This is a genomic window from Tessaracoccus oleiagri (assembly GCF_900103275.1).
GTDB lineage: Bacteria > Actinomycetota > Actinomycetes > Propionibacteriales > Propionibacteriaceae > Arachnia > Arachnia oleiagri.
Map to the genome: position 1 here is coordinate 21885 of NZ_FNGP01000004.1, position 14598 is coordinate 36482.

11 protein-coding genes are annotated in these 14598 nt (G+C 69.6%); 8 read left to right on the forward strand and 3 right to left on the reverse strand.

The window, feature by feature from the left end:
- Window positions 1-31: 31 nt before the first annotated feature.
- Window positions 32-772 carry a maleylpyruvate isomerase family mycothiol-dependent enzyme gene (locus BLR46_RS10655; RefSeq protein WP_093251964.1) on the reverse strand — a complete coding sequence of 247 codons (741 nt, stop codon included), beginning with the start codon at window positions 770-772 and terminating at the stop codon, window positions 32-34.
- A gap of 56 nt (window positions 773-828) precedes the next feature.
- On the opposite strand from BLR46_RS10655, the gene uvrA reads away from it, so the two are divergent.
- Window positions 829-3663 (forward strand): excinuclease ABC subunit UvrA, encoded by a 2835-nt coding sequence (gene uvrA, locus BLR46_RS10660; RefSeq protein ID WP_425441393.1) that lies wholly within the window; start codon window positions 829-831, stop codon window positions 3661-3663.
- Entirely contained in the window at window positions 3664-5583 is a 1920-nt protein-coding gene (gene uvrC / locus BLR46_RS10665; protein ID WP_093251967.1) for an excinuclease ABC subunit UvrC, read from the forward strand. It begins immediately after the preceding gene.
- A gap of 63 nt (window positions 5584-5646) precedes the next feature.
- Here uvrC and BLR46_RS10670 read toward each other — a convergent pair whose 3' ends face one another.
- Complete coding sequence (locus BLR46_RS10670; protein ID WP_176761743.1) at window positions 5647-7866, reverse strand: malate synthase G; 2220 nt, start codon at window positions 7864-7866, stop codon at window positions 5647-5649.
- A gap of 29 nt (window positions 7867-7895) precedes the next feature.
- The gene (gene aceA, locus BLR46_RS10675) at window positions 7896-9167 is read right to left on the reverse strand and encodes an isocitrate lyase (RefSeq protein ID WP_093251970.1); all 1272 of its coding nucleotides are present in this window, start codon (window positions 9165-9167) and stop codon (window positions 7896-7898) included.
- 131 nt (window positions 9168-9298) lie between these two features.
- Here aceA and BLR46_RS10680 point away from each other — a divergent pair, with 131 nt between their 5' ends.
- From BLR46_RS10680 to BLR46_RS10705, 6 genes are all read left to right on the forward strand, one after another.
- Window positions 9299-10765, forward strand: coding sequence for a helix-turn-helix domain-containing protein (locus BLR46_RS10680; protein ID WP_093251972.1), 1467 nt, complete (start codon window positions 9299-9301; stop codon window positions 10763-10765).
- Window positions 10766-10832: 67 nt separating this feature from the next.
- A complete protein-coding gene (locus tag BLR46_RS10685) occupies window positions 10833-11423 on the forward strand; it encodes a biotin transporter BioY (RefSeq protein ID WP_093252646.1) in 591 nt (196 codons plus the stop codon).
- On the forward strand, window positions 11420-12115 hold the full coding sequence (locus tag BLR46_RS10690) for an energy-coupling factor ABC transporter ATP-binding protein (protein WP_093251974.1): 696 nt from the start codon (window positions 11420-11422) through the stop codon (window positions 12113-12115). Before BLR46_RS10685 ends, BLR46_RS10690 begins: the two co-directional genes overlap by 4 nt.
- On the forward strand, window positions 12112-12774 hold the full coding sequence (locus BLR46_RS10695) for a CbiQ family ECF transporter T component (protein ID WP_093251977.1): 663 nt from the start codon (window positions 12112-12114) through the stop codon (window positions 12772-12774). Before BLR46_RS10690 ends, BLR46_RS10695 begins: the two co-directional genes overlap by 4 nt.
- A 10-nt stretch (window positions 12775-12784) precedes the next feature.
- Window positions 12785-13639, forward strand: a complete 855-nt coding sequence (rapZ, locus tag BLR46_RS10700) for an RNase adapter RapZ (protein WP_093251980.1) — start codon at window positions 12785-12787, stop codon at window positions 13637-13639.
- Window positions 13636-14592 carry a gluconeogenesis factor YvcK family protein gene (locus BLR46_RS10705; protein ID WP_093251982.1) on the forward strand — a complete coding sequence of 319 codons (957 nt, stop codon included), beginning with the start codon at window positions 13636-13638 and terminating at the stop codon, window positions 14590-14592. The genes rapZ and BLR46_RS10705 overlap by 4 nt, the downstream gene beginning before the upstream one ends.
- Window positions 14593-14598 lie beyond the last annotated feature (6 nt).

Genomic DNA, 14598 nt, shown 5'->3' on the forward strand with positions numbered 1-14598 from the left:
CTGGAAGCGTACGCAGGGGAGGGTCAACCGGCTAGGGGCGATGGTCTCCGGCCACGGCGCGCTGCGCGTGGGCGCCCGGGTCGAACTGGATGCCGTGGGCGCCGCTGATGTTGGGGGTGACCACGCCGCGCGCCAGCCACACCAGGAGGTCGTGCGCGGGGCCGATCACAGTGGACGTGTCGCCCTCGTCGGCGCCGATGCGGGCGGAGAACCCCTCGTCCGTCACCAGGAGTATCGAGGGCAGGTCGCGGACGTGGGTGCGCCCGATCTCGAGCTCGAGCAGCGACGTGGTCACCGGATCCGCGATGGTCAGGGCCTCGTGGCCGACCAGATCGAAGTGGTGGACGACGACCTCCCGCAGGCGCACCAGCGGCAGGACGCTGGCGGGCAGTCGCCAGCTGTCGGTGAGTCGCACCGGCCGGTGCTCGTCCTCGAGGCGGGCCAGCGCCCGCTGCAGCTGTCCCGAGCTCTCGTCGAGCTGGATCTGCAGCGTCAGGCCCGCGTCCAGCGCGCGACGTTCCAGGGCCCGCTGGCGGTCCGCGGGCGTGAGGTGCATGCCCTCGCCGGCATCGGTCTCGATCCGCCGGAGCAGCGCCAGCATGCGGTTGGCGTCCTCGACGAGGTGCGCGGCGACGTGTGAACGGGTCCACCCGGGCAGCGATGTGGGTGCAGCCCAATCGCCCTCGTCGTACGAAATCGTGGTGCCGAGCAGGTGAGCGGTCTGCTCACGGATCGCGTCGATCACCTCGACGAACGTCGCCGCCTCGGTCATGTGTGCAAACCTACCAAAAGTCGTGTTGTCGGAGGGGGCGCATAGTATTGCGAGTTGTGAATGAACGGCTCGTGGTGCGCGGCGCGCGTGTGCACAATCTGAAGAACCTCTCGATAGACCTTCCCCGTGACTCGCTCATCGTCTTCACCGGACTGAGCGGTTCGGGGAAGTCGTCGTTGGCGTTCGACACGATCTTCGCCGAGGGGCAGCGCCGCTACGTCGAGTCGCTGTCCTCGTACGCGCGCATGTTCCTGGGCCAGATGGACAAGCCCGACGTCGACTTCATCGACGGCCTCTCCCCGGCGGTGTCGATCGACCAGAAGTCGACGAGCAGGAACCCGCGCTCCACCGTCGGCACCATCACGGAGGTCTACGACTACCTGCGCCTTCTCTACGCCCGCATCGGCGTCCCGCACTGTGAGGTCTGCGGCGCCCCCATCGGCAAGCAGACGCCGCAGCAGATCGTCGACCGCCTGATGGCGCTGGAGGAGGGCACCCGGTTCCAAGTCCTCGCGCCGCTCGTTCGCGGCCGCAAGGGTGAGTTCGCGGAGTTGTTCCGGCAGCTGCTCGGCGACGGCTACGCGCGCGTCCGGATCGACGGCGAGCTGTACCAGCTGACCGACCTGCCGGAGATCGACAAGAAACGCAAGCACGACGTCGAGGTGATCGTCGACCGGGCGGTGGTCAAGCCCACCGCGAAGCAGCGGATCACGGAGTCGGTGGAGACCGCGCTGACCCTCGCGGGCGGCATCGTCACGATCGACTTCGTCGACCTCCCGAAGGACGATCCCGAGCGCGAGAAGCGGTACTCGGAGAAGCTCGGCTGCCCGAACGACCACGACGTCCACATCGAGGAGCTCGAGCCGCGGCAGTTCTCGTTCAACGGGCCGTGGGGCGCGTGCCCCGCGTGCAGCGGCATCGGTTCCGTCCTCGATCCCGACCCCGAGCTCCTGGTGCCCGACGAGGACCTCTCCCTCGCCGAGGGGGCCATCGCGCCGTGGAACAACGCGCACATCCGCGGCCACTACGAGCACGTGCTCACCTCGCTCGCGGAGGAGCACGGGTTCTCGATGGTGACCCCCTGGCGCAAGCTCCCTGCCTCTGCGAAGAAGATCCTGCTGCACGGCGTCCCTGGGGCCGTGGTGGTGAAGTACCGCAACCGGTTCGGCCGCCAGCGCAGCTTCTCCCAGATGTACGAGGGCATCGTTCCCTTCATCCGCCGTCGCCACGACGAGGCCGAGACCGACTCCGCCCGTGACCGTTGGGGCGCGTACATGCGGGAGATCGCCTGCTCCACCTGCAACGGGGAACGGTTGAAGCCGTCGTCGCTCGCGGTGACGGTGCACGGCAAGAACATCTCCGAGCTCGTCGGCCTCTCGATCGCGGACGCCGCGGCATTCCTGGGCGGGATCGACCTGACGCCCACCGAGGCGAAGATCGCCGAGCGGGTGATCAAGGAGATCCTCGCGCGGCTGAAGTTCCTCCTCGACGTGGGCCTCGACTACCTGACACTGTCGCGCGCCGCCGCGACGCTCTCCGGCGGGGAGGCGCAGCGCATCCGCCTGGCGACGCAGATCGGGTCCGGTCTCGTCGGCGTGCTCTACGTGCTCGACGAGCCGAGCATCGGCCTGCACCAGCGCGACAACCTGCGGCTCATCGAGACCCTCGAACGGCTCCGCGACATGGGCAACACGCTCATCGTCGTCGAGCACGACGAGGACACGATCCGCGCCGCGGACTGGGTCGTCGACATCGGCCCCGGCGCGGGCGAGCTGGGAGGCGAGGTAGTCGTCTCCGGCACCGTCGAAGAGCTCCTGGCCAACCCCGACTCGAAGACCGGCCAGTACCTGTCGGGACGGCAGAGCATCGAGATGCCCGCGGTCCGGCGCACCGGCAACGGCAAGAAGTTGTCGGTCAAGGGAGCGCGGCACAACAACCTGCGCGACGTGGACGTCGACTTCCCGCTCGGGCGGCTCATCGCCGTGACGGGGGTGTCCGGCTCGGGCAAGTCGTCGCTGGTCAACGGCATCCTCTACCCGGCGGCGGCGAAGGCGATCTACAACGTCAAGGCCGTGCCCGGGAAGCACAAGAAGATCCAGGGGCTGGAGCACATCGACAAGGTGATCCAGGTGGACCAGTCGCCGATCGGCCGCACCCCGCGGTCCAACCCGGCCACCTACACGGGCGTGTTCGACAAGATCCGCAACCTGTTCGCGCAGACCCCGGAGGCGAAGGTCCGCGGCTACCAGGCCGGCCGGTTCTCGTTCAACGTGAAGGGCGGCCGCTGCGAGGCGTGCAAGGGTGACGGCACCATCCGCGTGGAGATGAACTTCCTGCCCGACGTGTACGTCCCCTGCGAGGTCTGCCACGGTGCCCGGTACAACCGCGAGACGCTGGAGGTGCACTACAAGGGCAAGTCCATCGCCGAGGTGCTCGACATGCCGATCGCGGAGGCGGTGGAGTTCTTCTCCTCGTTCAACATCATCTCCCGGCACCTGAAGACCCTCAACGAGGTCGGGCTGGGCTACGTCCGGCTCGGGCAGCCGGCCACGACCCTCTCCGGCGGCGAGGCGCAGCGCGTCAAGCTGGCCGCCGAGCTGCAGAAGCGGTCCACCGGCCGAACGCTCTACGTGCTCGACGAGCCCACCACCGGCCTCCACTTCGAGGACATCCGCCGCCTGCTCGCGGTGCTGCAGAAGCTCGTGGACCAGGGCAACACCGTCGTGGTCATCGAGCACAACCTGGACGTCATCAAGTCGGCCGACTGGCTGATCGAGATGGGCCCGGACGGCGGCAGCCGGGGCGGCACCCTCGTCGGCGCCGGCACGCCCGAGGAGATCGCCCGGATCGACGAGTCCGCCACCGGCCGCTTCCTGGCGGAGATGCTGTAGATGGCGGACCCCGCGTCGTACCGTCCCCGACCGGCGGACATCCCTACCTCACCGGGTGTCTACCGGTTCTTCGACGCGTTCGACAACGTCATCTACGTCGGCAAGGCGAAGAACCTGCGCAACCGGCTGAGCTCCTACTTCGTCGACCTCGGCTCCAAGCATTTCCGGACCCAGACGATGGTGCGGACCGCGGCGCGGGTGGACTGGACCGTGGTCGACACGGAGGTCGAGGCGCTGCAACTCGAGTACACGTGGATCCAGGAGTTCGACCCGCGGTTCAACGTGAAGTACCGCGACGACAAGTCCTACCCGTGGCTCGCGTTCACCGTCTCCGAGGAGTTCCCGCGCGTGTTCGTCGGGCGCGGCGCCAAGAAGAAGGGCACGCGCTACTTCGGCCCCTACGGCCAGGCCTGGGCCATCCGTGACACGGTCGACCTGCTCCTGCGCGTCTTCCCCATGCGCTCCTGCACCAAGGGCGTCTTCGACCGTGCCCGCCGCGACGGGCGACCCTGCCTGCTGGGGGACATCGGCAAGTGCTCCGCCCCCTGCGTCGGCCGCGTGTCCCCGGAGGAGCACCGTGACATCGTCGCCGATTTCATGAGTTTCATGGGCGGCAACACGGGCGCCATCATCGGGCGCATCGAGCGCGAGATGTACGACGCCTCCAAGGCGCTCAACTTCGAGCGCGCGGCCATCCTGCGCGACTCGCTCGGTGCGCTGAAGAAGGTGCAGGAGAAGCAGTCGGTGGTGTTCATGGACGGCACCCGGGCCGACGTCGTCGGGTTCGCCGAGGACGCGAACCAGGTGGCGGTGCAGATCTTCCACGTCGTCGACGGCCGGATCCTCGGAGAGCGCGGCTGGGTGGCGGACCGCCTCGACGACACGCCCCTGACGGAACTCATGGAACTCTTCCTCGGCCAGCTGTACGCGGCCGAGGACGCGCAGATCCCGCCGCTGATCCTGAGCTCGGTCGAGGCCGACGCCGCGGTGGCGGAGGTGCTGGGGGAGCGGCGCGGGGCGCGCGTCGAGATCCGTGTGCCGCTGCGCGGCGAGAAGCGGGCGCTGCTCAACACCGCGGTGAAGAACGCCCAGCTCGCACTCGACCAGCACAAGCTCAAGCGCGCCACGGACCTCACCACCCGAAACCAGGCGCTCGAGGAGATCGCCGACGCGCTCGGCCTGGCCGCGCCGCCGTTGCGGATCGAGTGCTACGACATCTCGCACACGATGGGCGAGGAGGTGGTCGGCTCCATGGTGGTGTTCGAGGACGGGCTCGCCCGCAACTCCGAATATCGGCGCTTCCTCATCAAGAGCTTCGAGGGCTCCGACGACGTCCGCGCCATCCGCGAGGTGCTCACCCGCCGGCTCCGCCGGCTGAGGGCGTCGGAGGACGACGAACTCGTGGACGCCACCACCGGCTCGGCCAGGCGGTTCAGCTACGCGCCCGCGCTGATCGTCGTCGACGGCGGCGCGCCCCAGGTCAACGCGGCGGCCCAGGTGCTCGAGGAGTTCGGGCTGACGGCCGACATCGCGTTGTGTGGGCTGGCGAAGCGACTCGAGGAGGTGTGGCTGCCCGGCGAGGAGTACCCGCTGATCCTGCCGCGCACCTCCGAGGGGCTGTACCTGCTGCAGCGCGCCCGCGACGAGGCGCACCGGTTCGCCATCACCTTCCACCGGCAGCGGCGCGGCAAGGCGGTCATCGAGTCGATCCTCGACGGCGTCCCCGGCCTCGGCGACGTGCGCAGGAAGGCCCTGCTGAAGTACTTCGGGAGCATGAAGAAGCTGCGGGCCGCCACCGTCGAGGAGATCGCGGAGGTGCCGGGCTTCGGCCTGCGGCTGGCGGCGTCCGTGCACGCAGCCGTCGCCGGCTCCGGTGGTGAGGCGGTGAACCTCACCACCGGCGAGGTGACCGAGCTCTGAGGTGACGGCCCGGTGGCCGAGCATGGGGTGCTCGGCCACCGGGCCGTCGTCGGGACCCGAGGGTCAGAGGATGCTGTGTCGGGCCTTGAACTCGCGACGGCGGGCGTGGAGGATCGGCTCGGTGTAGCCCGACGGCGACCGGGTCCCCTCCAGCGCCAGGTCCCGTGCGGCGCACCAGGCGATGGAGTCGTCGAACGACTCGCCCTCGCCCGGGGTCATGGGCAGGTAGCTCGGGTCACCGGCGTTCTGCTCGTCGACCACCCTCGCCATCCGCTGGAACGAGTCGACGACGAACTCCGCGGAGACGACGCCGTGGCGGATCCAGTTGGCCAGCATCTGGGAGCTGATCCGGCACGTCGCCCGGTCCTCCATGAGGTCCACGTCGTTGATGTCCGGCACCTTCGAGCAGCCCACGCCCTGCTCGATCCAGCGGACGACGTAGCCGAGGATCGACTGGCAGGAGTTGTCCACCTCGTTGCGCTTCTCCTCCTCGGTCCAGTCCGCCACCTCCGCCAGTGGGATCTCCAGCAGCTGCCGCACCGTGGCGCGCCGTCCCGAGCGGGCGATCTGAGCCTGCCGTTCGCGGACGTCCACCAGGTGGTAGTGCGTCGCGTGCAGCGTCGCGCCGGTGGGGGAGGGCACCCATGCGGTGTTGGCGCCCGCGGACGGGTGGCCGATCTTCTCCTCGAGCATGTCGGCCATGAGCTCGGTCTTGGCCCACATGCCCTTGCCGATCTGCGCGTGCCCGGGGAGCCCGGTGGCGAGGCCGACGTCGACGTTCCAGTCCTCGTAGGCGCGCATCCACGTCGCGGACTTCATCTCCGCCTTGCGGATCATCGGGCCGGCCTCCATGGACGTGTGGATCTCGTCGCCCGTGCGGTCGAGGAAGCCGGTGTTGATGAAGATGATCCGCTCGGCGGCCTCCTTGATGCAGGCGGCGAGGTTGACCGTGGTGCGGCGCTCCTCGTCCATGATGCCGACCTTGATGGTGTTGCGAGCGAGCCCCAGGACGTCCTCCACCGCCGAGAGGAGCTCGGTGGTGAAGCGGACCTCGTCGGGGCCGTGCTGCTTCGGCTTCACGATGTAGATCGAGCCCGCGCGGGAGTTCCCCCGCTTGTTCGAGGCCGACAGGCCGGGGATGGCGCAGAGGGTCGTGACGAGCGCGTCGAGGATGCCCTCAGGCAGCTCGCGCCCGTCGGCGTCGAGGACGGCCGGCGTCGTCATCAGGTGGCCGACGTTGCGGCACAGCATCAGCGCCCGGCCTGGGAGCCGCAGGTTGCAGCCCTCGGGCGTGGTGAACACGCGGTCGGGGTCGAGGGTGCGCGTGAAGGCGCGCTCGCCCTTGGACATGACCTGGGCGGCGGTGCCGTCGTTGAGACGGAGCCAGTTGCGGTAGCCGACCACCTTGTCGGGGCCGTCGACCGCGGCGACCGAGTCCTCGAAGTCCATGATCGCCGTGACGGCGGACTCCAGGACGATGTCCGCGACGTGCGCCTTGTCGTCGCGCCCGATCGGGTGGCCGGCGTCGATCTGGAGGTCGATGTGCAGGCCGTTCCGGCGGAAGAGGACGTGACCGGGCGACTCCGGTTCGCCGAGGAAGCCGGCGTAGGCGGTCTCGTCGGCGAGCCCGACGACCTCCCCGGACTCCAGCGTGGCCCGGAACCGGCGGCCCGCCTCGTAGCGGACCACGTCGGCGTGCGACCCGGACGACAGCGGGACCGAACGGTCGAGGAAGTCCCTCGCCCAGGCGATCACCCGGGCGCCGCGGACGGGGTTGTAACCCCGCCCGCGGGTGGCTCCGTCATCCTCGGCGATCGCGTCCGTGCCGTAGAGCGCGTCGTACAGCGAGCCCCAGCGCGCGTTGGCGGCGTTGATGGCGAAGCGCCGGTTCATCACCGGCACGACGAGCTGCGGGCCCGCGATCTCGGCGATCTCCGGGTCCACCCCGGCGGTGGTGGCGGCGACGTCCGTCGGCTCCTCCAACAGGTAGCCGATGGAGCGGAGGAACTCCTCGTAGTCGTCCGCCTCCGGCCGCCCCGGACGGGCGCGGTGGTACTCGTCGATGGCGGACTGCAGCCTGTCCCGCTCCCGGAGCAGCTCTCGGTTGCGGCCGGTGAACCGGGCGAACACCTCGACGAACCCCTCCCAGAACTGGTCGCTGTCGACGCCGGCGCAGGGGAGGGCGTCCGTGTCGAGGAACTCTACGAGCTTGCGGTCGACCCACAGGTCACCGAGGCGCGTGTGGGTCTCTTCGATCAACCGGGTCTGGTCGGTGGTCGTCATGGTGTTCTCCTGGTCTCAATCCGTCATGGTCAGAACTGTGCGGCCTCGGTCGAGTCCTTGAGCGCCGTCGTGGAGCTCTCGGGGTTGACCGCCGTGGCGATGTCGTCGAAGTAGCCGGTGCCCACCTCGCGCTGGTGCTTGGTGGCCGTGTAGCCGCGCTCCTCCGCCGCGAACTCGCGCTCCTGGAGCTCGACGTAGGCCGTCATGCCCTCGCGGGCGTAGCCGTGGGCGAGGTCGAACATCGAGTAGTTGAGGGCGTGGAAGCCGGCGAGCGTGATGAACTGGAACTTGTAGCCCATCGCGCCCAGCTCGCGCTGGAACTTGGCGATCGTGGCGTCGTCGAGGTGCTTGCGCCAGTTGAACGACGGCGAGCAGTTGTAGGCCAGCAGCTGGTCGGGGTGCTCGGCCTTGATGGCCTCCGCGAAGCGGCGGGCGACCTCGAGGTCGGGCGTGCCGGTCTCCATCCACAGCAAATCCGCGTACTGGGCGTACGCCTTGCCGCGTGCGATGCACGACTCGATGCCCGGGCGGACCTTGTAGAAGCCCTCGGCGGTGCGCTCGCCGGTGATGAACTCCTGGTCGCGCTCGTCGACGTCGGAGGTGATCAGGGTGGCGGACTCGGCGTCGGTGCGGGCGACGATGACGGTGGGGACGTCGGCGACGTCGGCGGCGAGGCGGGCCGCGTTGAGCGTGCGCTCGTGCTGCTTGGTGGGGATGAGGACCTTCCCTCCGAGGTGGCCGCACTTCTTCTCGGAGGCCAGCTGGTCCTCCCAGTGGACGCCCGCGGCACCGGCCGCGATCATCGACTTCATCAGTTCGTAGGCATTGAGTGGCCCACCGAAGCCGGCCTCGGCGTCGGCGACGATCGGGACGAGCCAGTCCTCGACCGTGCGGATGCCCTCGGAGTGCTCGATCTGGTCGGCGCGCAGCAGCGCGTTGTTGATCCGGCGGACGACCTGCGGCACCGAGTTGGCCGGGTAGAGGGACTGGTCCGGGTAGGTCTGCCCCGAGAGGTTGGCGTCGGCGGCGACCTGCCAGCCGGAGAGGTAGATGGCCTTGAGGCCGGCCTTGACCTGCTGGACGGCCTGGTTGCCGGTCAGCGCGCCGAGCGCGTTGACGTAGTCCTCGGTGTGGATCTTGTCCCACAGGATCTCGGCGCCGCGACGGGCCAGCGTGTGCTCCTCCTGGACCGTGCCGCGGAGGCGGACGACGTCGTCGGCGGTGTAGTCGCGGCGGACGTTCGCCCAGCGGGGGTTGTGGGTCCAGTCGTGCTCGAGGAGTTCTGCGGACTTCGCGTTCATCGGTGGTTCCTTCCGTTGTGGGCCCAGCCCCTGCGCCGGGTCCCTCCTGCCACTACGATCCGGCACCGTCACCACAATTGGTATAGAAATTCCGGGTCAAAAAACGCGAAAATTCTGTTACCGTGAATTTCATGACGATCGACGATGATCCGACACTCGAACTGCCCTCCGAGTCGGGGGCTTTCGACCCGTTTTCGCTTGGCCGTCGGCTCAGGCACCTCCGCAAGGAGCAGGGCTTGACGCTCGCCCAGGTCTCCGAACGGTCCGGGATCGCGGCCTCCCAGCTCTCGCTGCTGGAGAACGGGAAGCGGGAGGCGCGGCTCTCCACCCTCCAGAGGCTCGCCCGTATCTATGGGGCCACGCTGGACGACCTCACCGCCCCGGTGCCGAGCCGTCGCGCCCAGCTCGAGATCGAGCTCGAGCGATACATGCACTCACCGCTGGCGCGGGAGAGGGAGTTGCCGGCGGTCCGGATCTCGCCCCGGATGCCGATGGACGTCCTCGAGGCGCTGGTGCGGCTGCACAAGGAGCTGGCGAGCGACGCCGCGGAGCGGATCGCCACGCCCGAGGAGGCCCGACGGGCGAACGCGCAGCTGCGCGACGAGATGCGCGAGCGGGACAACTACTTCGGCGAGCTCGAGGCCGAGGCCGCGAAGCTGCTCCAGCGCGTGGGCTACACGTCGGGACCGCTCTCCCAGCACCTCATCGGCGAGATCACCGAGCACCTGGGCTTCACGCTCCACCAGGCCGACGACCTCCCGCACTCGACGCGCTCGGTCACCGATCTCAAGCACATGCGGATCTACCTCCCGATCGCGCGGACGAGGGACCACGAGCCGCGATCCGTCCTGCTGCAGGCGCTCGGCCACTTCATCCTCGGCCACGAGCCGCCGCGCAGCTACGGCGAGTTCCTCCGGCAGCGGGTGGAGACCAACTACTTCGCCGCCGCGCTGCTGATGCCGGAGGGCCCGGCGGTCCGGCACCTGCAGGAGTCGAAGGCCGCGCGGCAGATCGCGGTCGAGGACCTGCGCGACGCGTTCGCCGTGAGCTACGAGGCCGCGTCGCACCGCTTCACGAACCTCGCGACGAAGCACCTCGACATCCCCGTCCACTTCCAGCGGGTGCACGAGTCGGGGATCATCTACAAGGCGTACGAGAACGACGGGGTCACCTTCCCGAAGGACAACCTCGGGGCGATCGAGGGCCAGCCGGTGTGCCGCTACTGGACGTCGCGGCAGGTGTTCGACGTGTCCGACAAGTTCAACGCGTTCAACCAGTACACGGACACCCCCAACGGCACGTACTGGTGCACGGCCCGCGTGGAGTACGCGGACTCGGGCATCTTCTCAACCTGCATCGGTGTGCGCTACAAGGACTCGAAGTGGTTCCGGGGACGGGAGACCAGGGAGAAGTCCGTCTCGGGGTGCCCCGACCCCGGCTGCTGCCGGCGTGCGCCCGAGGAACTGACGCGAAGGTGGGCCGGGCATGCCTGGCCCAGCGCCCGGACGCACGCCCACCTGCTGGCGGCGCTCCCGCCGGGCACGTTCCCCGGCGTGGACGACACCGAGGTGTTCCAGTTCCTCGACTCGCATGCCTGACGCTGCGATTTGAACACTGTTCAAAAGGTGGTGTTGAATAGCCGTGAACCTGAACGAGGAGACACCCATGACCGCTGTCGCCGCCCCGAGCGCCCGCACCTTCCACGCCTCCGACCTCGCCTACGTGGCGGTGTTCGCGGCCCTCATCGCCGCCATGTCGCTGATGCCCGCCATCCCCGTCGGCGGGTTCGGCGTGCCGATCACGCTGCAGACGCTGGCGATCTCCCTCACGGCACTGTGCCTGGGCCCGTGGCTCGGCGCCGCCGCCGTCGGCCTCTACCTGCTCGTCGGCACCGCCGGCCTGCCCGTCTTCGCGGGCGGCAAGGCCGGCCTCGGGGTCTGGGCGGGACCGACCGCCGGCTACCTCGTCGCGTTCCTCGTGTCCGTGGTCGTGGTGGGCTACGCCGCCCGCCTCGTGACGCGCCGCGGCGTCACCCGGCTGACCCCCGTGTGGCTGTTCCTGGTCCTGGTCGCGTCCCGCGTGCTCGTCACCTACCCGCTCGGCACCCTCGGCATCGCCCGCGCCACCGGCAGCACCTTCGGTGAGGTGTGGCTGGCGGACCTGACCTACTGGCCGGGCGACGTCCTCAAGTCCATCGTCGCGGTCCTCGTCGCCTACGCCGTCTACAAGGCATTCCCCAGGCTGCTCCGCCGATGATCGAGCTCGACCGCGTCTCCGTGGTCGTCCCCGGCATCCGCCGCGACGACCCGGGGAAGGTCCTGCTCCACGGCATCACGCTGGAGCTCTCCGAGCGCAGGATCGCGGTCGTCGGCGCGAACGGGTCGGGGAAGTCGACGCTGCTGCGCCTGCTCAACGGGCTCCGCCAGCCCACCGCGGGCACGGTGCGGGTCGACGGCCACGACACGGTCACAGCCGGCAAGCAGGTCAGGGGCATCGTCGGCTTCGTCTTCACCGATCCTCTCTCGCAGCTGCTGATGTCCACCCCCGTCGAGGACATCGAACTCAGCCTCCGAGCCACCGTCCGTGGCCGCGCGAAGCGCCTCGAACGGGCGAGACAACTGCTCGACGAGCGGGACCTCGGCCACGTGGCCCACCAGTCGATCTACGACCTGTCGGGAGGGGAGCGGCAGCTGGTCGCGCTCACCAGCGTGCTCGCCGTGGAGCCGCGGATCATCGTCGCCGACGAGCCGACGACGCTGCTCGACCTGCGGAACCGGGCGCAGTTGGAGAGGGTCTTCGAGGGGCTGCCCCAACAGGTGGTCTTCTCCACCCACGACATGGGGTTCGCTCGCACGGCCGAGCGCGTCATCGTCGTCGACGGCGGACGCATCGTCGCCGACGACGAACCCGGGCCGGCGATCGACCACTACGTCAGGCTCATGGCGTGAACGTCCACGCGAGCCTGCTCGGCCTCTACCAGCCGCAGGACGGCTGGCTGTTCCGGCTCGGGACCGGCTGGAAGTACCTCCTGCTGCTCGCCGTCACGCTGCCGGCGCTGTTCTGGTGGCAGTGGTGGCTCACGCTGGGCAGCATCGCGCTGGTCCTCGCCCTGCTGCGCTCGTCGGGCATCCCGGTGACGCGGGCGCTCAACGTCGGTTCGATGCTGTGGATCCTGTTGGCCGTCCTGGTCGGCTACCAGCTGCTGACGTTCCGGTTCGAGCAGGCGATCACCTCTCCGGGCAACGTGCTGCTCGCGGTCCTGGCCTCCCGGCTCCTGACGCTCACCACCAGCACCCCCGACCTCCTGGACGCGCTCACCGTCGGCCTGCGGCCGCTCCGGTGGGTGCGCGTGGACCCCAACCAGGTGGCGCTGGCCGTGGCCATCATGGTCCGGTCCATCCCGTACCTGATGGGCTCGCTCGCCGACGCGCGGGAGGCCGCTCGCGCCCGGGGGCGGGAGGGCAGCGTCGTCGGGCTCCTCATCCCCGCCATCGTCGGCGCGGTCGCCTACGCGCAGACGACGGGCGAGGCGCTGCACGCCCGGGGCCTGGTCGAGCGGTCCGCCGACTCGGCCGATGCGGGAAGCCGGGTTCGCGTTCGCCGCTAGGCTGTCCGGCATGGTGAGTGAAGTCGCGATCATCACGGGTCTGTCCGGCGCCGGTCGCCGGACGGCCGCGCACGCGATGGAGGATCTCGGCTGGTACGTCGTCGACAACCTGCCGCCCGTCATGCTGCCCTCGCTCGCCGAGACGGTGACAGGCTTCGGCATGGACCGGCTCGCGGTCGTCGCCGACGTCCGGACCCGTGACTTCTTCGAACAGCTCCCCGACGCCATCGCCACGCTCCGCGCGCACACCAGCAAGCTGGCGCTCGTCTACCTCGAGGCCGACGACGACGTCATCGTGCAGCGGCAGGAGTCGAGCCGCCGCCCCCTTCCGCTGCAGGGACATGGGCGCCTGATCGACGGGATCACCAAGGAGCGGCACCTGATGGCCGACCTGCGGGCCGCCGCCGACATCGTCGTGGACACCTCCCGGCTGAGCGCCCGGCAACTGGTGCAGCGGATCGCCAACCACTTCGGCTCCGAGCGGACCGACCAGCTCGCGGTCACCATCATGAGCTTCGGCTTCAAGCACGGGCTGCCCATCGACGCGGACCTGGTCTTCGACGTGCGCTTCCTGCCCAACCCGTTCTGGATCCCCGAACTCCGGCCGAAGTCCGGGCTGTCCCGGGACGTGGCCCAGTACGTGTTGAAGCACGAGGCCGCGCAGTCGTTCCTCGGCAACATGATCGACGTGCTCGAGACGGTGAGCCCGGGCTACCTCAACGAGGGGAAGCGACAGGTCACCGTCGCCATCGGCTGCACCGGCGGCAAGCACCGCTCCACGGCGATGGGGGAGGAGCTCGCGCGGCGACTCAGGGACAAGGACGTCATGGCCACGGTGCTGCACCGGGATATGGGGAAGGAATGACGCTGCCCACCCACCCCCGGGTCGTGGCGCTGGGCGGCGGCCACGGCCTGTCCGCGACGCTCACGGCGCTGCGCCGGGTCACCGAGCGGCTGATCGCCGTGGTGACGGTCGCCGACGACGGGGGGTCGTCCGGCAGGCTGCGCGACGAGTTCAACATCCTCCCGCCCGGCGACCTGCGGATGGCGCTGGCTGCCCTCTGCAGCGACGACGAGCACGGCCGCACCTGGGCGAGCGTGCTCCAGGCCCGGTTCCGCGGCGACGGCCCCCTTGCGGGGCACGCGATCGGCAACCTGCTGATCGCCGGCATGTGGCAGCAGCTCGGCGACGAGGTGGCCGCCCTGGACATGGTAGGCGACCTGCTGGGCGTGCGCGGCCGCGTGCTGCCGATGAGTTCCGTCCCGCTCGAGATCGAGGCGGACGTCGTCGGCCTCGACCCGTTCGCGCCCGACGAGGTCAACACGCTCACGGGGCAGTCCACGGTCGCCAAGGCCTGGGCAGAGGTGCAGGCGGTACGGCTCGTGCCCGACCGGCCGCCCGCTCGCCCGGAGGCGGTGCAGGCGATCCGCGACGCCGACGCCATCGTGCTGGGCCCCGGGTCCTGGTTCACGTCCGTGATCCCGCACCTCCTCGTGCCGGACCTGCGCGACGCCATCGTCGAGACCGAGGCGAGGCGAATCCTGGTGCTCAACATCGCCCCGGCCGACGAGACGTCGGGGTTCTCGGCGTCGCGCCACATCGAGTTGCTCGCGGATCACGCACCTGGGGTACGGTTTGACGTCGTCATCGCGGACCCGCGATTCGTCGCGGAGGATCCGCACGTGCCCGAGTACATCGAATCACTCGGTGGCAGACTCGTCGTGGCGGACGTCGCCTCGCGCGACGGCACCGCGACCCACGACACCAACCGGCTCGCGGAAGTGTTCACCGACGTGCTCGGAGAAGGGAAGAGGTGACCAGCG